The 20,640-nt window shown below is 50.9% G+C and carries 24 protein-coding genes and 1 riboswitch; of the genes, 7 read left to right on the top strand and 17 right to left on the bottom strand.

The features are described 5' to 3' along the window. Nucleotides 1-303 precede the first annotated feature (303 nt). The gene (locus EFBL_RS01230; protein ID WP_096180323.1) at nt 304-492 is read left to right on the top strand and encodes a hypothetical protein; all 189 of its coding nucleotides are present in this window, start codon (nt 304-306) and stop codon (nt 490-492) included. Between the two features lie 38 nt (nt 493-530). Beyond that, on the top strand, nt 531-1,271 hold the full coding sequence (locus tag EFBL_RS01225) for an SDR family NAD(P)-dependent oxidoreductase (RefSeq protein ID WP_096180327.1): 741 nt from the start codon (nt 531-533) through the stop codon (nt 1,269-1,271). A gap of 2 nt (nt 1,272-1,273) precedes the next feature. Here EFBL_RS01225 and EFBL_RS20400 read toward each other — a convergent pair whose 3' ends face one another. After that, entirely contained in the window at nt 1,274-1,417 is a 144-nt protein-coding gene (locus EFBL_RS20400; RefSeq protein WP_165912558.1) for a hypothetical protein, read from the bottom strand. A gap of 28 nt (nt 1,418-1,445) precedes the next feature. Beyond that, nucleotides 1,446-3,377, bottom strand: coding sequence for a hypothetical protein (locus EFBL_RS01220; protein WP_096180322.1), 1,932 nt, complete (start codon nt 3,375-3,377; stop codon nt 1,446-1,448). Between the two features lie 455 nt (nt 3,378-3,832). Here EFBL_RS01220 and EFBL_RS01215 point away from each other — a divergent pair, with 455 nt between their 5' ends. Together EFBL_RS01215 and EFBL_RS01210 are read left to right on the top strand one after the other, a co-directional pair. Further along, entirely contained in the window at nt 3,833-4,081 is a 249-nt protein-coding gene (locus EFBL_RS01215; protein WP_096180321.1) for a type II toxin-antitoxin system HicA family toxin, read from the top strand. Beyond that, a complete protein-coding gene (locus EFBL_RS01210) occupies nt 4,074-4,451 on the top strand; it encodes a type II toxin-antitoxin system HicB family antitoxin (RefSeq protein WP_096180320.1) in 378 nt (125 codons plus the stop codon). Before EFBL_RS01215 ends, EFBL_RS01210 begins: the two co-directional genes overlap by 8 nt. 84 nt (nt 4,452-4,535) lie before the next feature. Here the strand turns inward: EFBL_RS01210 and EFBL_RS20855 are convergent, their stop codons facing one another. From EFBL_RS20855 to dapF, 8 genes are all read right to left on the bottom strand, one after another. Continuing rightward, nucleotides 4,536-4,742: a 3D domain-containing protein gene (locus tag EFBL_RS20855; protein ID WP_207907589.1), complete on the bottom strand. Its 207-nt coding sequence runs from the start codon at nt 4,740-4,742 to the stop codon at nt 4,536-4,538. Nucleotides 4,743-4,831: 89 nt separating this feature from the next. Continuing rightward, nucleotides 4,832-5,023: a hypothetical protein gene (locus EFBL_RS20850; RefSeq protein ID WP_207907588.1), complete on the bottom strand. Its 192-nt coding sequence runs from the start codon at nt 5,021-5,023 to the stop codon at nt 4,832-4,834. 3 nt (nt 5,024-5,026) lie between these two features. Next, nucleotides 5,027-5,193: riboswitch (cyclic di-AMP (ydaO/yuaA leader) on the bottom strand. 92 nt (nt 5,194-5,285) lie between these two features. Further along, entirely contained in the window at nt 5,286-6,749 is a 1,464-nt protein-coding gene (locus EFBL_RS01200; protein WP_096180318.1) for an aminotransferase class I/II-fold pyridoxal phosphate-dependent enzyme, read from the bottom strand. Nucleotides 6,750-6,906: 157 nt separating this feature from the next. Next, entirely contained in the window at nt 6,907-7,374 is a 468-nt protein-coding gene (locus EFBL_RS01195; RefSeq protein ID WP_096180317.1) for a YwhD family protein, read from the bottom strand. Between the two features lie 16 nt (nt 7,375-7,390). After that, nucleotides 7,391-8,425 carry a sporulation integral membrane protein YtvI gene (gene ytvI, locus EFBL_RS01190; RefSeq protein WP_231705638.1) on the bottom strand — a complete coding sequence of 345 codons (1,035 nt, stop codon included), beginning with the start codon at nt 8,423-8,425 and terminating at the stop codon, nt 7,391-7,393. 1 nt (nt 8,426) lies between these two features. Then, nucleotides 8,427-9,404, bottom strand: a complete 978-nt coding sequence (locus tag EFBL_RS01185) for a cation diffusion facilitator family transporter (RefSeq protein WP_096180316.1) — start codon at nt 9,402-9,404, stop codon at nt 8,427-8,429. Between the two features lie 47 nt (nt 9,405-9,451). Beyond that, a complete protein-coding gene (locus EFBL_RS01180) occupies nt 9,452-10,399 on the bottom strand; it encodes a DMT family transporter (protein WP_165912557.1) in 948 nt (315 codons plus the stop codon). Between the two features lie 34 nt (nt 10,400-10,433). After that, nucleotides 10,434-11,285: a diaminopimelate epimerase gene (gene dapF / locus EFBL_RS01175; protein ID WP_131927709.1), complete on the bottom strand. Its 852-nt coding sequence runs from the start codon at nt 11,283-11,285 to the stop codon at nt 10,434-10,436. Between the two features lie 160 nt (nt 11,286-11,445). Here dapF and EFBL_RS20395 point away from each other — a divergent pair, with 160 nt between their 5' ends. Beyond that, complete coding sequence (locus EFBL_RS20395) at nt 11,446-11,613, top strand: hypothetical protein (protein ID WP_165912556.1); 168 nt, start codon at nt 11,446-11,448, stop codon at nt 11,611-11,613. Between the two features lie 38 nt (nt 11,614-11,651). On the opposite strand, the gene EFBL_RS01170 is transcribed toward EFBL_RS20395, so the two are convergent. Next, nucleotides 11,652-12,878, bottom strand: coding sequence for a M16 family metallopeptidase (locus tag EFBL_RS01170; protein WP_096180314.1), 1,227 nt, complete (start codon nt 12,876-12,878; stop codon nt 11,652-11,654). Beyond that, nucleotides 12,878-13,237, bottom strand: a complete 360-nt coding sequence (locus tag EFBL_RS01165) for an arsenate reductase family protein (RefSeq protein WP_096180313.1) — start codon at nt 13,235-13,237, stop codon at nt 12,878-12,880. Before EFBL_RS01165 ends, EFBL_RS01170 begins: the two co-directional genes overlap by 1 nt. A gap of 135 nt (nt 13,238-13,372) precedes the next feature. On the opposite strand from EFBL_RS01165, the gene EFBL_RS01160 reads away from it, so the two are divergent. After that, entirely contained in the window at nt 13,373-13,813 is a 441-nt protein-coding gene (locus EFBL_RS01160) for a Dps family protein (protein ID WP_096180312.1), read from the top strand. Between the two features lie 11 nt (nt 13,814-13,824). After that, nucleotides 13,825-14,178 carry a hypothetical protein gene (locus tag EFBL_RS01155; RefSeq protein WP_096180311.1) on the top strand — a complete coding sequence of 118 codons (354 nt, stop codon included), beginning with the start codon at nt 13,825-13,827 and terminating at the stop codon, nt 14,176-14,178. A 62-nt stretch (nt 14,179-14,240) separates the two neighbouring features. Here the strand turns inward: EFBL_RS01155 and EFBL_RS01150 are convergent, their stop codons facing one another. The 5 genes from EFBL_RS01150 to EFBL_RS01130 all read right to left on the bottom strand — a co-directional run bounded on the left by EFBL_RS01150 (nt 14,241) and on the right by EFBL_RS01130 (nt 20,619). Beyond that, nucleotides 14,241-14,918 carry an MOSC domain-containing protein gene (locus EFBL_RS01150; RefSeq protein ID WP_096180310.1) on the bottom strand — a complete coding sequence of 226 codons (678 nt, stop codon included), beginning with the start codon at nt 14,916-14,918 and terminating at the stop codon, nt 14,241-14,243. Between the two features lie 118 nt (nt 14,919-15,036). Continuing rightward, nucleotides 15,037-16,200 (bottom strand): S1C family serine protease, encoded by a 1,164-nt coding sequence (locus EFBL_RS01145; protein ID WP_096180309.1) that lies wholly within the window; start codon nt 16,198-16,200, stop codon nt 15,037-15,039. 376 nt (nt 16,201-16,576) lie between these two features. Beyond that, a complete protein-coding gene (ald, locus tag EFBL_RS01140; protein ID WP_096180308.1) occupies nt 16,577-17,683 on the bottom strand; it encodes an alanine dehydrogenase in 1,107 nt (368 codons plus the stop codon). A 43-nt stretch (nt 17,684-17,726) separates the two neighbouring features. Continuing rightward, entirely contained in the window at nt 17,727-19,091 is a 1,365-nt protein-coding gene (locus EFBL_RS01135; protein ID WP_096180324.1) for an aspartate aminotransferase family protein, read from the bottom strand. A 19-nt stretch (nt 19,092-19,110) separates the two neighbouring features. Beyond that, nucleotides 19,111-20,619, bottom strand: a complete 1,509-nt coding sequence (locus EFBL_RS01130; RefSeq protein ID WP_096180307.1) for a CoA-acylating methylmalonate-semialdehyde dehydrogenase — start codon at nt 20,617-20,619, stop codon at nt 19,111-19,113. Nucleotides 20,620-20,640 lie beyond the last annotated feature (21 nt).

The raw sequence follows: 20,640 nt of genomic DNA, 5'->3' as shown, positions 1-20,640 counted from the left end.
ACTTTATGTTAGAGGTGCTCTGGTACACTGTCAACGCGCTGGAAGCTGACCGGCTAAAGCCGGTGGGTTTAGACCCGGCGCATGGAAACTAAACTAAGTACGAAAGAAGTAAAAAATGCAGTTAAAAAAAGAAAGTTTCTGTTTGTTCACCCTGTAAAAGATGATCATGTTCGGAAATGGATAATGAAAAATTTATACTGACAAGAGTATAAGGCGCGTATAGAATATTCTTACAAAACAAAATCTGCCGTAATATCGTTTCCCATCATTCTGTACACTAGGAAGACCGGGGAGGGATTGCCGATGCATATGTGGTTGATTGTCCTGTTGATACTTCAGTTCCTGATTGTTACAGGAATGCTGGTGTACTTTATCTGTTCCGATTCGTGGGATGAAGACGTTAAGCATACTGTTTTGGATGAGGAAGAGGATCCGGAAGTCCTGCCCAATCCTTACCGGAAAGTGTGGCAGGAGTATCTTTCCAGTCGTTGACAAGTTCTACCCCACAAAAGGAAAAGGTGTTGCTGCTCATGCGTTTGCACAATTTCATCACGATTGTTACCGGTGTCGGCCGGGGAATTGGTCGTGCTGTCGCTGAAGCGTTGGCACGCGAAGGGGCTGTCGTCATCCTCGCGGAACGTTCATTGGAACTCGGCCGGCAAACGGAAGCCCACATACTTGGTCTGGGTGGCAAAGCTCATTTCGTTGAAACGGATGTTGCAGATCCGCTTTCCATTCGAAAGTTGATGGATTGGACAGAGAATCACTACGGACAATTGCATGTTCTGGTTAACAATGCAGGGATCTCCCGGTTTGCTCCGCTTGAGGAGACAACGGTTGAAACCTGGGATGAAACTATGAACGTCAATCTGCGAGGCCCCTTCTTGTGTTCACAGGCTGCCGCTCCTTTGATGAGACAAGCGGGCAGCGGGTCGATCATCAATATTTCGTCTACCCGCGCCCTCATGACAGAACCGGGGAATGAGGCTTATGCCGCCTCAAAAGGAGGACTGCTCTCTCTCACCCGTGCATTGGCCAACTCTCTTGGTCCGATTATACGTGTCAACGCCATCTTGCCTGGTTGGATTCACCTGACGGACGAACCCCTGCGTCCCGAGGATCATGCCCAGCATCCGGCCGGACGTGTCGGACAACCTGATGATGTAGCAAACGCTTGTCTGTTCCTTGCCTCCCACGACTCTTCTTTCATAACGGGCCAACAACTGGTTATAGATGGAGGCATGACCATCAAGATGATCTACGTCGAGTGACGCTATTCTCCGTGCGGACCCGGTTCAACCCCGTACCGTTCTTCACTAAACAAATCGTCAAAGGGCGATTCGCTGGAAAGATGCCGAATCCAATCCAGAAAATGCTCCTCATCGACATCAATATAATCATGATCCGGATCTGACATGGCTGATCCCCCTTGAAATGATTTGCAGTCAGGATGTTCGTTCTCCCGCCAATTCATCCTGTATCGCCGCATCCGTCACCAGACTTTCAACAGGCGGCAGTTGGGCAAGAATCGGAACTGCGGCGTGAAGCATCAATCCGGCTGCCGCCAATACCCCTGAATCATTGAGCAAAAATACGGCTGCTCCCCCAACAAGGAAGCTAGTTGTATAACGGCCAGGAAACTGCCCCGGTGCCGTTTTTATGATATCGGGTTTCTTCAGTTGCAGCAGCAGGACTCCCAATACCGCCGCAAACATCAATCCCCAGATGGAAACACCCAACAGTCTCCAGTTGAGTGCCATTTTTCGCAGGATCATGGAAAACACTTCCGTCATGTCCCCCTGCATCATCAGCGATGCGGCCCTTCCAATGTGGCTGAATTCCTCAGGAGAGATCATAAGGTTTAGGAACAACAGGATTCCCAGGGTAGTAGCAACTCCTGACAGTACCCATATCCATCTGAAATGTCCGCTTTTGTTTTCCATACCTGAGAGTACAGTGTAGGTGTAGACAAGTCCGGCAGCCAAAGCGCCGCCCGCATTGGTGCCAAATTGCGGAGCCGCCAGCAGAAATACAATTCCTGCAAACAGCAGCAAACCGGATGTTTTTATAAGTTTTTGCCTGAGAGGATACCGTTCCATCAGGAGGAAATATGCGAGTAACGAGGCACCTATAAGGATCCCCATATACTCGTTGCCCATCCCATAAAAGCGGGCTCCGTTAAGCAAATCGTATCCCATCCAAGATTCTTTGGCCCACTGACCTTGCTGCAACATATCAAACATGATAAGGAATACGGAACTGCAGGATATCAGGAGCAGCCGTGCACGAACTGTTCGGATCAAGGATAACCCTGTCCAAACCAAGGCCGTTATGAGCAACAAATTCATGATCATCTCCTGAGTTGAGGAAGCATTCGCAAGCGGCAGTACAAGGTAGATTGCCGGGAATGCCAGGAGAATGGGCAATAAACGATCCAACCATTCTTGTTTGGGTTTCCCCTTTACCCGGGAAATGATCGTCAAAAGCAAGAGCCCGATCACTGCGCCAACATATCCCTTTACCATGAAAGGACGACTGCGGTTTAATTCAGCCAGATGCTTGATCTGATTCATCACTTCGACCTGGTTGGGTTCAGAAATCGGCAATGAACCTATTACTTGACCCAATCCGCCTTTTATGTAACTTTTCATGCCAAGAAAAGACAGTACGGTCGGTGCTATATCATACGAAGTGACCAATCCGAGATGGCGGGTGCTGTTTGACGAAAGCAACGAGTTCGGAAGAATATCGCTCCCGTTCATCAGAACTATACCGGCAGAGGGGACACCCAAGCCAACATCGGCAAATGAGACCGGGTTTACAACAATCAGCAGATGCTTATAATCGGCATTCTCCAGTAATTTCCCGATTAATCGGTCAGCATCTGCCAACGCAAGCATGTACCGGTTCCTGAACTCCTCCGGGGTCATGGTCATTCTTTGAGCGGCAAGCCGTGTAAATTCGGCATTTCGCACAATAACCAGATTGGCCCTATCCCGAACCGCCAAGTACTCTGTGTAAACTGCAGTTCCGCCTGACTGTTTCAGGATGGATGCAACCCGACCACCTGAAGCCGTAACTTGTTCGAGCATGGTTTGGCTGCTTATGTGGTTTCCGGTTCCGGTCATGATGGCCCGTTCACCGGAATCTTCACCGCCTCGAAAGGGAAGAACCATATTGGCCGCCCCGCCAGTATCGATCATCCTGCACAAATTTGGAGTGATCGCCGGGGACAAGGTTTCCCATGTGAGCCCTGGAAGGATCACAACCGTTGCTTGGTTCTCGTCTGGTTGCAAGGCGAATGCCGGAGTCCCAAACAAGAGAATCGACAGCAAAACTGCCATACATAAAGCCCATTTTTTCATTGAAAGTTTCAATCCAATTCCTCCCAAGGCAACTGAAAGCGGACATCTGCTCAACATGATAGGGTATCCAGAGACCAGGAAAATATTACAATTCATGACATAAATAAAAAAGACCTGACTCAAAAAGCTAAGTCAGGCCATACTTCGTAGACAGTTACCCCTAAGGCTCTTGCAATAGCATAAGCATGATCCAGACGAGGAGGTCTACCTTTTAGTAATTGTTGATTGTTGTTCTTGGTACTCCCAATTTATTGGTAAGCCAGGTAGCAGGCCTGCCGTCAAGGATCTCAAAGAATTCTGTTTTCCACATTCCCCACCTCAGAAGTATACAAATATAAAAGTATACCTAAGAGTACGAGAGAGGGCTTGTCGAATCCTTTGGCGAAGTTTGGTGAAAAGTTTTTCTATCTCCACCTTGCATATTTGCCACTATATACGGTACTATAAGATCAAAGGTGAGGTACGTGATGAGCAAACTTGAAAAGCTTTGGCAGAAGATCAAGAATAATCCCAAACAGGTGCGATTTGAGGAGTTGGACAAACTTCTCGTAAAAGCTGGTTTTGAAAGACGGCAACCGAGGCGTGGATCGAGTCATTATGTGTACCGAAAAGCAGGATCCAAACCAGTAACGGTTCCTTACCGGCAGCCGCACATTTTATCCGTTTATGTAGAAGAAGCAATTAAAGTTCTTGAGGGGGAATTTGAGGATGAATAAAGACTTGGATTACTACTTGAGCCTTCCGTACCGAATCGTTCTACATCCTGCACCGGAGGGGGGCTATGCTGTTTCCATCCCGGAACTTCCTGGTTGCATAAGTCAGGGAGAAACTGTGGAAGAGGCAATAAAGATGATTGAGGATGCAAAAGTATCTTGGCTAGAAATTGCCTTAGAGGATGGATTAGAAATTTCGGAACCAGAACGGGAATCAGAAGAATACTCCGGCAAGTTCAACGTTCGGGTCCCGAAGTCCCTGCACCGTATTCTTGCCGAAAAGGCCAAGGAAGAAAACGTTAGCTTAAATCAATACATCAACTACCAGTTGTCCAGATCAGTAGGATTACCACCTAAAAAACCCGGCGCATAACCGGGATTTTTTTTGTACAAAAAAGTCTCCCTCCCCGAAGGGTAGGAGGCTACCCGATCCAATGGATACGGATCGCTTCCCGGTTTACTTGAGAATCTTCACTTGTACATTTTGGAATCCGAAGTTGCGAACACTTTGTGCATCTGCGTTAATAAAGATGTCAATGCGGTTTCCGCGAATCGCCCCGCCGATGTCTTCAGCTACAGCCATGAAGCCATTGGCCGGAAGATTCAGATGCTTGTATCCCGAGACCCAAACACGGGTTCCCAGCGGAATTACATTGGGGTCCACTGCTATGACTCCTTGCCTTACAGTTGTTCCAGAGTACGTCTTCCCGCCATACTTCCAGTTAATGTTGTCAGGGCCGTAAGCAGTTGCTTTCATTGTGATTGTTGTTCCGGCTGCGGCAGGTTGCACGGGTGTCTTTTTCTGTGGTTCGGGCTGTACCTTTTGGGATGTGGCGGAAGAACTGTGTCCACCCGACATGCCGCGAAACTGCTGCAGACAAGCGAACCAGCGGCAATCACGCCGGCTGCGACAGCACCAGCCGCCAACTTCCACATGCTATTCATTTGATATAACCCCTTCCAAGCCTCCGAAGTTAGCTGACGGGTTCGGGAGAAGGTTCCCGGCGATCTGCAATTCCTCCCGGTATGCAGGCCGCATTCACCCCATAATTGGTTCCTCCGTACGCCATCCGGTATTGCTGTGCAACCGGAGTGCGATTCGGCCAAATTCCTGACCATTTTACCAAGGTGATTATGGAGAGTCATTAGGAACTTGCTGGAAGGAAAAATGCCACCGTCCATCAAGACGGTGACAATGAAATTCAGTTTACCCTTTTACAACCTTCACGTACTCAATATTCGGGTCATCCGGCCCTTGGACCGGCAACCCCGCTTCCATGTGTTCGCGAATGTATTCGATGTTTTCTTTTGTAATGATTTCGCCCGGCAGCAATATGGGAATCCCCGGCGGATAGACCATGACCATTTCCGCGAAAGTCCGGCCGACTGCCTCATCAAATTTGACCATTTCCGTTTGTGAATAGAACGCTTGTCGAGGTGACATGGCCAGCTTCGGCATTTCCGGCAGATGCACTTGAATGATTGGTTTCCCGGTTTGATATACGTGCCGTTCGGCAATTCTTCTCAAGGCAATTATCAATGCGTCAACATTTTCTTGTGTATCTCCAACCGTCACAATACAAAGGATATTGTAAAGGTCGGACAGTTCCACCTCAATGTTGAATTCTTCCCGCAGTATCCTTTCCACGTCATACCCCGAAATCCCCAAATCCTTTACGGAAACCGTCAATTTCAGCGGGTCCATATCATAAACGGACGAGTTGTGCAGAATTTCCCTGCCAAAACAGTAAAGGCCCTCGATCTTGTTGATCTCTTCCCTTGCATATTCGGCCATTTTGATCGCTTCATCAATCAATTCGCGGCCATGAATGGCCAGGTTCTTCCGGGCCACGTCCAATGACGCAAGCAACAGGTAGGAAGTGGAGGTTGTAGTGAGCATGGACAGAATCGCCTGCACATGATCGACATTGACCAATCCCTCTTTGACGTTCAAAACCGAGCTTTGGGTCATCGAACCGCCCAACTTGTGCACCGAAGTTGCTGCCATGTCGGCACCGGCCTGCATGGCGGACAGGGGCAATTTCTCATGGAAGTGGATGTGGACGCCGTGGGCTTCGTCAACAACAACCGGAATCCCCCGTTCATGTGCCAAATCAACAATTCGCTTCAGGTCGCACGAGATCCCGAAATATGTAGGGTTGATCAACAGCAGTCCTTTGGCGTCCGGGTGCTCGTCCAGTGTTTGCCGCACAGTGTCGTAAGAGACTCCGTGAGCAATCCCCAGTTTCGGATCCAGTTCCGGGTGCATGAACACCGGTTCGGCCCCGGACAGAATGATGGCTGCCGAAACCGACTTATGAACGTTGCGGGGCACCAGAATCTTGTCTCCCGGTCCAACCACAGACATGATCATGGTGATGATGGCACCCGTTGTTCCCTGAACAGTAAAAAATGTATAATCAGCGCCGAAAGCTTTGGCCGCCAGTTCCTGTGCTTCTTTGATAATTCCCCGCGGACTGTGCAGATCATCAAGCGGCGTGATATTGATCAAGTCTATCGAAAGTGCGTTGGGTCCAACGAAGTCACGGAATTCCCTGGCCATTCCGCTGCCCTTCTTGTGACCCGGAATGTGAAACTGAATCGGATCTCTCTTTGCATGTTCCAGCAGCGCAGTGAACAAAGGTGTGCGCTCTTGTTCTTGTTTATTCATTTCAACCTCCCAACCTTTCACCAAACAGGATGTCGCCCGGACGGAAGAACCACATTGGGCTTCCTAAACATACAGCAAGTAGTATATCAGAAGCGTATCCTGCATGAAAGAAAAAAATTGCAAGCCACCCCTTGGCGACTTGCTTAGGCAGGTTCTGTTATTCGCCAAACGCCTCCCGAACTTCCGGGCGGGTGTTGTTCCACAACTCGCCGCCTCGAAACTCTTTCAGGAAATTCCCCAGCCTGGCCACTTCTTCAGGTTCAAGGGTATCCAGCTTGACGGCGCCTTTCATGGCATCCCCCATCTTGTTCACCTGATCGGGCAGGTTTTTGTATCCAAGTTTTGCTTCCGCGTCAATCCGGAAGGGAATAGCGGCACAAACCCCGTTGAAGCCCATGCCGGCCTCCCCTTTTTTCAAAGTGACCCAAACGACAACAACGCGCCGTCCGTCAGGGATCTGATCGGGGCTCGAAGCTCCAAACCGGATCCCCCGTTCCACCCGGCTTTTGCCATGAATCGCGCCGTTATCCACAAATACCGTATCTCCGTCAATAACGACTGCGGACAAGGATGCAAACTCATCAGGTGTATCATGCCCGGTCTTGGCTGTCAGATTCAGTTCCATAAGAATCCTCCCTGTGTTAAAAGTCAATCTTAAATTTCAGGAAGCCGGCCTTCCGGAGAGCTTCGATCACGATGACGACAGCCGGCCCCAGGATGAGACCGAAGAAACCGATCAGTTGGAATCCCAAATACATGCTGGTCAACGCGGCCAATGCACTGATGCCAAGACTTGAGCCCAGAATCTTTGGCTCAATGATACGTCGAATCACTGTAATGACAAGGAAAAGGACCACCAACCCGATTGCCAGATGCGGATTACCCTTCATAAAACTGTATACCGCCCAAGGGACCAGAAAAGAACCGGTGCCAAGAATCGGGAGAATGTCGACAATTACAATCAAGAACGCAATAACTGCCGCATATTTCACTTGCAGGATGAGAAGTCCGACTAATGCCAGTATATAAGTAAGAAGACTTAGAATAAACTGCGCCTGCAAAAAACCGACAGTTGCACGACCGAGCTGCGTCATAATCAGTTCAACCTTTTCCCTTGCCGAGGGGGTAAACATGCGAAAAAACCCCACACGGATCCTGGGAAGATCCAGACTGATCAAGAAAAGTCCGATCAGATATACGATAGAGATCAGGAACAATCCGGGTAAGGCGGCTACGGACCGAACCACCCATTCCGCCAGACTTGAAGCAGCATTTACTGCCGAATTCTTAAGTCCCCCAATGACCTGCTGAATGGTTCGAACCGTCTCCGCCGGCAGTGACGCGTAATAAGTCTGCCACATCCATATGTATTTCTCCGCCGATTCAAACAGTCTTGCGGAAAATGCGGGCAAGTGCTGGGCCAGGGCCACTGCCTGCACGATCAGTTTCGTCCCAAGCCAATACCCTCCATAGCCGAAAAAGGCAAAAAACAGAACAAATGAAATTGTGACCGCAATCCCCCGATTGACCTTCAGATTGCGAATCAAAAACAAAACCAGCGGTTCCAGCATCATGGCCGTCAACAATGCCAGAATCAGTGGAATGCTGTAAGGGACAAGCAGTAAAACCACTGCCCCCAGTATAATCAAGACTGCCGCTTTGCGAATGGTCATCATCCTACTCCAGTTCCTCCGGTTTGTCGGGCGTCCAGTCCCTTATGCCGTTGTCTTCCAGAATTCCCAATGTGACATCGGCGATGTCGGGGTCTGCCAACAACCTGTCCCGCACTCGAAATTTGATGTCGTCCGCATCTGCCAGTGCAAGGCCCGGGCGCAATTCAATATAGCTTTCCACATGATAAAATCGGCCTTCCTGCGTGATGCGCAGTTTGTTTATATCTGTCACATCGGAATCCGACAGGATGATAGTTGCAACTTTTTCTTCAATTTCGCGCGGTGCTGCGACCCCGATCAGACCGACCATGCTGTCGTATCCAACCCTGAACGCAACTCCCACCATCAAACAGCCAATCAGGATGGTCACAATTCCATCCAGTACATCAAGCTCGGTAAAATGGGACAAAGTGACGCCAAACAGAGCCAAGAAGGCGCCGGTTGTCGCCACCAGGTCCTCATAAAACACCAAACGGGTTGGCGGAGCAGCCCGTCCCACATGGCGGAAAGCTCCTGCCACAATTCCAAATCCCCTTGTATTGATTCGCGTTTCCAAGACAATCTCCTTCATGGCCTTGGCCAGAATGTAACCGTCAATGGCTATGGCGATGGCCAGAATCAAAACGTTCAGCCAAACCCCGCCCGCTTCCACCGGATGTCGGACCAGATGAATTCCTTCCCGGATGGTCTCATAGGCCATAATGGTAACCACGATGACGGCTACCATACAGAAAATGTTAATGACCCGGCCAAACCCCGTTGGAAAGCGGCGAGTGGGCCTTCGTTCCGCCAACACGCTGCCGGCAAACACAAACCCCTGATTTATGGCGTCTGCAACTGAATGCATGGCGGAGGCAAACATCGGGCCGCTTCCGCTGACTGCGGCGGCAAAACCTTTGATTGCAGCAAGAACCGTGTTCCCAACAGCTGCCGCAGCTGATGAAGTGTTACCTTTCTTGATTAATTCCCATACGGCGGCCATGTTTTACTCCCCCTGACAATCCACTCTTCAACTAGTCTGCCCAAAGTTCATGCACACCCTCCCTTGGATGGAAGAGTTTGAGGAATTGACGCAACTGCCTTTTTTCTCGTCATGGTTCCCAGATAGATGCCAGCGAATACGGTAAGGAAGCCCAGGGCATGAATCCCGATTAACTTTTCTCCCAGCAGCAACACGGCAAACACTAAACTTGCCACCGGCATGCCGTTAAGATACATCGCCGTCCGCCCCGCCCCGATTCTGCTGATTCCACTATTCCACCAGATGGAGCACAAGCCGGTTGCCACCCAGCCGGAGAAGAGGAGAACCGCCCAGACGAACCAATCTGTAGGCCAAGATACCGCCCCTTGCACCCCAACTTCAAACAATGCCGCAACTGTCAGGCAAACGGTGCCCACCATGTGCATGTAAGCGGTAATGAGCAGTACGGGAACGGTTTCGGCCGCTTTTTTCACAAACAAACCGGCAAACACATAGGTCAGCATGGCCAATACCACCAGCCATTCCCCTCGGCCGAATTGAAACAGCCCACCTGTTCCTTCCAGCATCGAGTCCCCTGCAACCACCAGTAATACCCCGACAAACCCCAGCAGCACTCCAAGAATCCGGTTCCAGGTGAACGGTTCCCTGAACAGCAGATAAGCCAGAATACCGGTCACCAAAGGGTTCAATCCAAGAATCAGCGAACCTGTGGAGGCGTTTGCCGTTTGCAGCCCCATACCCAATGTAATCTGGTGCAGGAAGATGCCGGAAATGCCAGCACCTATGATATACAGCCAGGCCTTTGCCGAAATCTTTTGCAGAAGACGTTTCGACAGCAATAAGGCCAGCAGCAGAAAAGTCGCGGCTCCAATGCGCATTGCGGCCAGGGTTACGGGAGGAAAGTGGCCGACCAAGAACTTGATCATAACCACATTCAACCCCCAGATGACTATCACGGCCCAAAGCAGCGCTTTGACCGATCGTTCTCCGTTCATACTTTCCTCCTTGTCCAGCGGTTCTTCGTTGTGCTTATCCGTAATATACACCGTCACAGACATACTCGGCCGGTCCTGTCATATAGACATGACCGTCTTCCTTCCACTCGATCACCAGATCGCCACCCAGAAGATGTACCAGGACCTTGCGGTCCAAGCGGGCGTTCAGGATACCGGCAACTGCTGCCGCGCACGCACCGGTTCCGCAGGCCTGCGTAATACCGGATCCCCGCTCCCACACCCGAAAGATGATTTCTCCGCGGCCTACGACCTGGATAAACTCCACATTCACCCGTTCGGGAAAAAGAGGATGAAACTCGATCGCGGGTCCGACAGCCGCCACGTCCACCTGCGTTATATCATCGACAAAAATGACCGCATGGGGATTGCCCATGGAGACAGCTGTAATCGTATAGGGGACTCCATCCACATCGATAGTTTCAGAGATCGTTTTGGATTCAGGATCACCCAGCATTGGCAGATCCTTTTTCAATAGCCGGGGAGGGCCCATGTCAACGGTAACCTCCTCTACCTTGCCGTCGCTTCCGGTCTGGATCTTCGCTTCCACCAGGCCGCCAAGGGTTTCAATCTGAAACTGATCTTTATCAGTCAGCCCCCGGTCGTATACGTATTTGGCCACCATGCGCAGTCCGTTGCCGCAGTTCTTCGCTTCCGATCCGTCGTTGTTGAACACGCGCATGCGAAAATCAGCCCGTTCGGAAGGACCGATCAGAATCATGCCATCCGATCCGATTCCCGTGTTGACGTTGCTTACGCGAACGGCCAAATCAGCCAGTTCTTCTTCACGGAGTCTCTCTTCAAAAAGGTTTACATAGATGTAGTTGTTGCCAAGCCCGTGCATCTTCGTGAACTTCAATCCGGTCACCCCATGGAATCAGTCATTTACGATCTATTATAACGGAGAAAAATACAGGTTTCACAAAAATTCACAATTCTGTATTTGACAAAACCAACCTAACTGATATATAACAGAACTAAGAACAATGGCGTCTGTTTCGCACAGACCACGGACAGGAGGAAATCCTATGACAAAGAACTGTACCACATGCCTGCATGCCCGCCCTTGCGGAATTGACATGGAGAACGCAAAAGTTTGCCTCAACGCCGGCACCTTCGTTTACAATGTACAGATTGTCTCCGAATGCCCCGGCCATCAGGTGAAATCGGCATTGACCGACACAGCGACCGCGTAACGATTGAGGGATCGCAATCAACAATTGCGATCCCTTTCTCATTGTACATCCACATTTCCGACTGTGACCAGTGTGGATTTGCCCAAATCCAGATGAAATTCCGCCAATTCCAGCACATCTTCCCTTTTTACATTGGTGATCGCCTGCAAGTCTTCCTCAATACCGCGCATCTTCCCAAAAACAGCTTCGTCATGCAAGATGCGTTCCGCCCGCCAGCCGACCTGGTCGGAACCGAACAGAATGTTTGCTTGCAGTACAGCCTTCGCCAACTCCACCTCATCCTCTGTTAAGTCGTGTTGTACAACAGAAATTTCATGCCGGATGGTGTCAACCAACTTTTGTGCCTGATCCGGCTGTGTGGCCGACTGCACACCGAACAGCCCCATATCCTGCCACCCGGAATAGAATCCACTGATGGAGTAGGCAAGCCCCAGCTCATTTCGCACCTTTCGGAACAAACGTGACCAGGAATCGCCTCCCAACACCGATCCCAGGACGTCAAAAGCCGGCAGCCTGCCGCTGCCTAAAGGAGGTGCATGAAATCCAAAGAATACATGCAACAGTTCGTGTTCTTCCTCAGAGTGCAGCCGGTAGGACTGGCGGATGGGGACAAGCGGTTTTGGCAATGCTTTGCTCCGGTTGTCGCCAAACCATTGGCCCAGTGCCTCCACAATACGTTCATGCTCCACATCTCCGACTACAGAAACAATCATGTTGTCGGGAGTGTAATAAGCATTGGCAAACTCCAGCAATCTCTTCCGGTCCATTGACTGCAAACTCTCTTCCGTGCCAAGGATCGGATGGCCGAAATCCCCCAGAACCTGATGATAAAGACAATCTTCCCCCCACTGGGAGGGTTCGTCCCGTGTCATGCGCCATTCTTCCAGGATAATATCCCGTTCCAGATCAATCAGTTCCGGGGCCAGGTGAAACCTGTCCAACATCTCCGACATAATATGCAAGGAGGGAAGAAGGGTTTCAGCGGGGGAAGTCAACTCAAAAACAGTGGATTCAAAGCCTGTGGATGCGTTTGCCGTCGCCCCCAGGCGAGCCAGTTCCATCATAAGGGTGTCATGATCCTTGTCGGCTGTCCCCTGAAAGATCATGTGTTCCAAAAAGTGGGCCGTACCCCAACCGTCACTCGACTCATAAGCAGAGCCTACTCCAAAGCGAAACAGTGCCACCGCCCCCCTATAATGCGGGGTACGCTGCGTAAGTATCCGCAAGCCATTTGGCAGTTGCGTTCGTCGCGTTTGCAAATCCATCAACTCAACACCTTGTCCGTTTCATCCGGCTTGAATCCGATGGTCACCTTGTCGCCCTTCACGATAATCGGGCGTTTCATCAGCATCCCATCTGAGGCAAGCAAGTCCAGAATTTCCTCTTCGTTCATATTCTTCAGCTTGTCCTTGATCCCAAGTTCGCGGTATTTCTGACCGCTGGTGTTGAACCACTTCCGTATATCAAGTCCGCTTTTGCCGATCCAGGTGCGGAGTTCCTCCTTCGTCGGAGGATTGTCCACAATATGACGGTCTTCAAAGACCACCCCTTTGCTTTCCAGGTATTTCTTTGCATTGCGGCAAGTTGTGCATTTTGGGTATTGAATGAATAAAACGTCAGCCATTATGGGAACCTCCTACAAGTACACATTGTTCACATTTCGTTTAGGAAAAAGTGTGCTGCCCTACAGTGCTTCCAATCTGACAAGTGTAAAATATGATTATGCAAATTATTCCATAGAGGGAAGGAGTTTTCAAGAATGAACAATGTCGCGTCCGTCTTAAACAAACAAATTGCCAACTGGACTGTCTTGTATGTAAAGCTTCACAACTATCATTGGTATGTCCAGGGGTCCCAGTTTTTCACCCTGCATGCCAAGTTTGAAGAATTCTACAACGAAGCGGCTTTGCATATTGACGAGTTGGCAGAGCGGTTGCTGGCCGTCGGAGGAAAGCCGGTCGCAACCATGCGGGAAGCGCTGGAAACCTCCAGTGTAAAGGAAGCCAGCGGAAACGAATCCGCCGAGCAGATGGTGTCAACCCTGATTGGGGATTATTCCACTCTCATTTCGGAATTAAAACAAGGTATGGAAATTGCCCAGCAGGCCAATGACGAAACGACCTCCGACTTGCTGTTGGCCATTCACACCCAATTGGAGAAACACGTCTGGATGTTAAAGGCATTCGCGTCAAAGAGCTAGGAGGCAGCACCATGACGGAGCACCACACTCCCAATCCAAGCCTCAGCCAACATTCTGCTGCCTCTGGGAAATTGGCTGCCACCCCTGAGCAATTGTCCGCCACTACTAAGGAAACTGCCATACCCGGACAGTTAATCGAGGAAGCCCTGGGATTCCTGAAAGATGACACGCCGGATGTATACAACGCCGTGATGCGCCCTTTTGGCCACATGACTAAAACCGGATCTGCAAATGATGACACGCCGGATGTATACAACGCCGTGATGCGCCTGCAGGCCGCCAATCAATTGATGAAGCGCGATCCGCACAAAGAAAACCCCGACTCGGTAGAGAGCTGGGGCTGGGTGAACGAGGATCTTCATTGATGGGTCAAGCCTTGATGGATAAGCCTCGGTAGGAGAGCCCCCTTTTTGGGGGCTTGTTTATCTTATTCTCCTTCAATTCTCCGTTTGGTGTCGACCTCTTTCACCTCGAGCCGCTTTAGTAAAGTCTGTCGCCAATTTTCGGAGAGCTCCTGAACTTCAAGGAGCCGCTTGACCTCTTCCATATTGTTCTTATCGTGGTGCATCATCCGGTTGGCAAACTGGACCGAAACTTTCTTAGGATGACGTTCAAGCAGCAGCATCGGTTTCTCTTTCGTTACCCATCCTTCTTTCAGAACCCTAAAATAATACCCCGTGAAACCGGTGTTCTGGACCCGAACCGGAAGATCAGGCACATCAAATTTTTTTGCGAGTTTATGACAGGGTTGTCGGGGCTGGCTGACTTGTACAATGGCTTCCCCCAATTCAAAAATGTCTCCTATACAGACATCTTTCTCCGGTAACCCTTGAAGGGTCAGATTTTCACCAAACGCTCCCGGCCCGAGGGTTCTGTTCAGCTCTTTTTCCCAATAAGGATAGTGTTCAAAAGGATACACACAAACCGCTTTATCCGGTCCGCCATGATGAGCCAGATCCGCCTGACCGTCCCCGTCAAAATTTAACCTCGACAAATACAAAGGCTGGCTGGTGGACTTTTTGTAGATTCCCGTTGACAATTCTCTGCCGTGATACAGAATCGTTGCGGGTTTTCCAACGCTAATGGAGACAATATTCACAGACATAGATAGAAGCCCCTTCCCAAGTGACCTTTCGGACTTTGGCAAAACACATCCTTTCGTTTATGATGCCATAAACTGATCCTGCTGGAAATCGCAACAAAAAAGGCCAGGTGCTTTTTTATCACTTCAATTCCTGTAATGGAACCGAGACAGTCCTTTCCTCCGAATCCCGATAGAAAGTCACTTTCACCGTATCGCCTGGCTGCTTGCTGAACAGATACTTTCGCATGTCCAAAAAGGTGTTGATTTTGACATTGTCGATTTGTACAATCACATCTCCGCTTTCGATTCCCGCTTTTTGGGCCGGGCCGGATGCGGCTTCCACTATCACACCGTAATCCACCGGCAATTCCTTCCGGTAATTAGCCGGAATGTTCTTCACTTCCCAGCTGACAGAGACACCTAATGCCGGCCTGATCACTTTCCCGTTTGTTATCAACTGTTCGATGATGGGTTTTGCTTCGTCGATCGGAATGGCAAATCCTAATCCCTCAACTCCGGATGAAGCAATTTTTGCTGAGTTAATTCCAATCAACTGCCCTTTTACATTCACAAGGGCGCCTCCAGAGTTCCCCGGGTTGATTGCCGCATCCGTCTGAAGCACCGTCTGTTCATAAACGATATTCCCCGCTCGATCTTGGGTGGGCAATTTACGATTCTTTGCAGATATGACTCCAACAGTTACCGTTTGTTCAAATTCTCCCAATGGATTGCCGATCGCAATGGCAGGCTCACCAATTTGCAGTGATTCGGATATTCCGATTTCTATAGGTTCAATGCCATCGACTTTATCAGTTGGGATTTCAAGTACAGCCAGATCGGTCAGAGCGTCGGTTCCCAATATTTTGGCGTTGACTGTTTGTCCATTGACAAGAACCCGGACCTGGGATGCGCCTTCCACCACATGGTTATTCGTTACAATGTGTCCTTTCCTGTCAATTACAACGCCAGACCCTTTGCCCGCTTCATGTGCCTGATTCCCATAGAACCGTCCCCCATCGTTTTGTAGATTGACAACCGTGACAACTGCGGGCTTTGCTTTGTTGACAGCTTGAATAATCTCGGAATTAACGTTCAATGCAACTGATTGAACAGCAGCAGGATTTTCCTCGGCTAAAGCAGTGTTGGTTTGTGAAAGTTTGATCTGCTTTGTTCCTGTAAGAAAAGGCAGCATTAACGCAGTTGTCGTACCTGATCCCAGTAAACTTGCAGACACCACTAAAGTTATCCAGGTCTTTGCAGAAAGACGTTTATGATTTTTAGCAGAATCATCATAGAATCCCATGTTCAATACCTCCTATAACGTGTATTTCTTACTCGAAAACTACTATAATCAATAAATGTGTCAGCCAAATGTCCAAATTTAGATACAAAACAGGAGATAACGGCACTGGATGCCGTTATCTCCTGACCTGAAGTTGTTTAACGGCACCGGATGCCGCTATCTCCTGACCTGAAGTTGTTTAACGGCACTGGATGCCGCTATCTCCTGACCTGAAGTTGTTTAACGGCACCGGATGCCGTTATCTTCTGACCTGAAGTTGATTAACGGCACTGGATGCCGTTAGTCCTAGTCAACAAAATTCTGGATCTTCTCCTGTAATTTCAAATCCTTTCTGCCCTCCGTCAAATATCGCGGAGAAGCTTGGATATCAGTACAATCAAGCAACCGTACAAGGTTCCAGCTGAAAGGTGGCAGCCACCGCTTCGTGGGTGACCTTGCCTCCCATCACATTGACGCCCTTGCGCAGGTCGGGATATTCGGCAATGGCTTGCTGCACGCCCTTGTTTGCCAGTTTTACTACATAAGGAAGTGTCACGTTGGTCAAAGCCAGGGTGGAGGTGTGAGGAACGGCTCCGGGTATATTGGCCACACAGTAGTGAACAACCCCGTGTTTGAGATAGGTCGGGTTGTCGTGGGTAGTCACCCGGTCAACCGTTTCGATGCATCCTCCTTGATCCACCGCTACATCCACGATCACGGAACCCGGCTTCATGCGGCTGACCATCTCTTCCGTCACAAGGCGGGGAGCCTTGGCCCCCGGCAGCAGCACAGCCCCAATCAGCAAGTCCGCTTCCGATACTGCCTTCGCAATATTGTAAGCGTTGGACATGATCACCTGCACCCGGCCCTGGAATTGTTCGTCCAACTCCCGCAGCCGTTTCGGATTGTTTTCCAGAATTGTCACTTTGGCCCGCATCCCCAACGCGATTTGAGCCGCGTTGGCACCTACGATTCCTCCGCCGATGATGACCACGTTCCCCGGTTCCACACCGGGAACCCCGCCAAGCAGCAGTCCCCTGCCGCCCTGCGCCTTCTCCAGAAAATGGGCCCCGATCTGGATCGACATCCTGCCTGCCACTTCACTCATGGGTGCCAAGAGAGGGAGGGATCCGTCTTCCAGTTGGATCGTTTCATAGGCGATGGCGGTGACCTCCTTCTCCATCAGTTCATGGATCAAAAGGCCTGCGGCCGCCAGGTGCAAATAGGCGAACAGGATAAGGCCGGGCCGGAAATACTTGTACTCTTCGGCGATTGGTTCTTTCACCTTGACAATCATTTCGGCCGATTCCCATAATTTCTGCGCATCGGACACAATCCTCGCACCGGCCGCCCGGTACCTGTCGTCCGGGAATCCGCTTCCGGCTCCGGCATTGGTTTCTACCAGCACGGTATGTCCGGCACCGGCAAGCGTCTGTACTCCTGCCGGTGTCATGGCCACCCGGTTCTCATTGTTCTTGATCTCTTTCGGAACGCCAATGATCATTCCGCTTCTCTTCCTTTCCCCGAATTACTTTAAATGGGAAGCCTCAAAGAGTGTCAAACGATTCTTTGACAACACGAACAAGAAAATCAAGGTCTTCATCCGTCGTCGAGAAGGGCGGTGCCAATGTCAGGATATTGTGAAAGCCGGGCACAGTATCACCATTTTTCCCGATGATCATCCTCCGCTTCTTGCATTCTCCGATCACCTGAGCGACTTTGTCCGGTGCCGCCGGTTCCTTGGTCTCCCGGTTTTCTACCATTTCAATGCCGCAGATGAGTCCAAAACTTCGAATGTCGCCCACGTTGGGATGGTCTTCAATGACGGAAAGCTTTGCCCTGAGTGCATGGCCCAATTCTTCCGCCCTTTGAATCAGCCCTTCTTCCTCTATCAGTTCCATGTTCTTGAGGGCCAGGGCACACGCTGCGGGATTTCCTCCGAATGTATTGATATGACGAAAGTGTTGGTTGATTCCGGCTTCATTGAAGCAATCGGCGATCCCGGCACGGACAGCTGTGGCCGACAGCGGAAGATAGCCACTGGTAATTCCTTTGGCCATCGTTACAATATCCGGTTTGACTCCAAAATTCTGATGGCCGAATTTCTGTCCCGATCTCCCTACCCCGCAGATCACTTCGTCAATGATCAGCAAGACCCCATGTTTATCGCAGATTTCACGGACTTTGGGCAAGTATTCGGGCGGGGGTACGATTACGCCGCCACCGGTGATGGTCGGCTCCATGATGACGGCCGCCACCGTCTCGGCACATTCCCAATTGATCACCTGATCGTATACCTCGGCGCACTCCAGGTTGCAGCTGCCATAAGTCTTGCCAAAAGGACAGCGATAACAGTAGGGCGGGGGAACATGCAGGAATCCGGGAGCCAGAGGTTCGTATTTGTGTTTGCGCACTCCCTGGCCTGTCGCTGCCAGTGCGCCCATGCTGTTCCCGTGGTACGCACGATACCGGGAAACGATTTTGTAGCGGCTTGGCTGCCCTTTCTGCTGGTGATACTGACGGGCGATCTTGAAGGCCACTTCATTGGCTTCCGATCCGCTGTTGGAGAAGAATACCCGGTATTCATCTCCCAGCCATTCGCTGATCTTTTCCGCCAGTTTAATGCCCGGCACATGGCTTTGGGTCAACGGGAAGTAAGCAAGGGTTTTTAACTGTTCATAAGCGGCTTCCGCCAACTCTTGCCGCCCATACCCGATATTGACGCACCACAGCCCCGACATCCCGTCCAGATACACGTTGCCTTCAACATCGGTAACCCACGCCCCCTTTGACTCCGCGGCAATCATGGGATTGGGGTTATAAGGGGACATGTGGTGCCACATATAGGTTCGATCTTTCTCCAACAGCGATTCTTTATTTTCCGTATGCGCCGTTGTGGACGCCTCTTTCATCGCCATGACCATTCCTCCCTTACTTCACGAATGTTTTTTGGGAGCCGATGTTCATTTCCCCATCGTCAAACCAGCGGGAGGTCACCGTCTTCTTCTTGGTAAAGAACTCCACACCGTCCTTGCCGTTGGCGTGCAGATCCCCATAGAAGGACTGCTTCCATCCGGAGAAAGCAAAGAATCCCATGGGTGCCGGCACGCCGACATTGACTCCGACCATACCCGCTTCCACTCGCTGGACGAATTCCCGGCCCAATCGGCCGCTTCCGGTATAAATACAGGCGCCGTTACCATACCTGGACTTGCTGATGGCTTCCAGGCCCTCTTCAAAACCGGCTACCCGCACCACGCTCAGGACAGGAGCGAAGATTTCATCGCGCACGATGACCATTTCCGGGGTCGCCTGATCAAAGATGGTGGGTCCAAGGAAGTATCCTTGCCGATGCTGCAGTGCATCCTTGCGTCCGTCTCTCACCAGGCTGGCTCCGGCATCAACGCCCCGTTCAATGTAGTCATGAACCTTTTCAAGGTGGGCAGGCCGGATGACAGGTCCCAGATCCACCCCGGCTTCCAAGCCGTTGCCCATCTTCAGTGCATCCGATTCTTCTATCAGGTACTGGATCAACTCATCTGCAATCGAGTCTACCGCCACCACAACGCTTGCCGCCATGCACCTTTCCCCGGCACAGCCGAAAGCGGAACTGACAATGGTTTTGGCAGCCCGTCGCAAGTCGGTATCCGGCATCACCAGGTGATGGTTCTTGGCGCCTGCCAACGCCTGCACCCGCTTGCCATTGGCAGCGGCAGTCCTGTAGATATACTCGGCCACCGGCTGGGAACCGACGAAGGAAACCGCTTTCACATCCGGGTGCTCCAACAGGCCGTTCACCACATCGTGGGCACCGTTTACCACATTGAAGACTCCATCCGGCAGCCCCGCTTCTTTCAGCAGTTCGGCCGCCCGAATCGAGGATAGAGGAGTCCGTTCGGAAGGCTTCAGAACAAAGGTATTGCCCGCAGTGATGGCGATGGGGTACATCCACATGGGGACCATCAGCGGAAAGTTGAAGGGCGTGATTCCCGCCACCACTCCCAATGGGAAACGGCGAACTTCCGAATCTATGTCTCTGGCAATGTTCGGCAAGGATTCTCCCATCAAGAGAGTGGGCATTCCGGCAGCAAACTCTGCCATCTCTATGGCACGCAGCAGTTCCGCCTGAGCTTCGGCCAGATTTTTCCCGTTTTCCAATGTGATCATCCGGGCCAATTCATCCTGGTGTTGAAACAGAAGCTGCTGAAACCGGAACATGATCCGGGCCCGATCCACAACCGGAGTCTGGCTCCATGCCGGGAATGCGGCTTTGGCCGCTTGCACCGCCGCGTCCACATCTTCCTTCGAAGAAAGCGGCACCTTCGCAAGCAGTTCGCCGGTTGCCGGGTTGGGAATGTCTTCGTAACGTTCTGTCTTCGCTTCCATCCAGGTTCCGCCTATATAGTTTTTCATTCGGTCACCGATCAGTGTCGGGATCATGGGAGTACCCCCTTTTCCGCA

The organism is Effusibacillus lacus, from assembly GCF_002335525.1.
GTDB classification, from domain to species: domain Bacteria; phylum Bacillota; class Bacilli; order Tumebacillales; family Effusibacillaceae; genus Effusibacillus; species Effusibacillus lacus.
The sequence above is the reverse complement of the archived record's forward strand: the minus strand, read 5'-3'. Positions and strand labels throughout refer to the sequence as shown.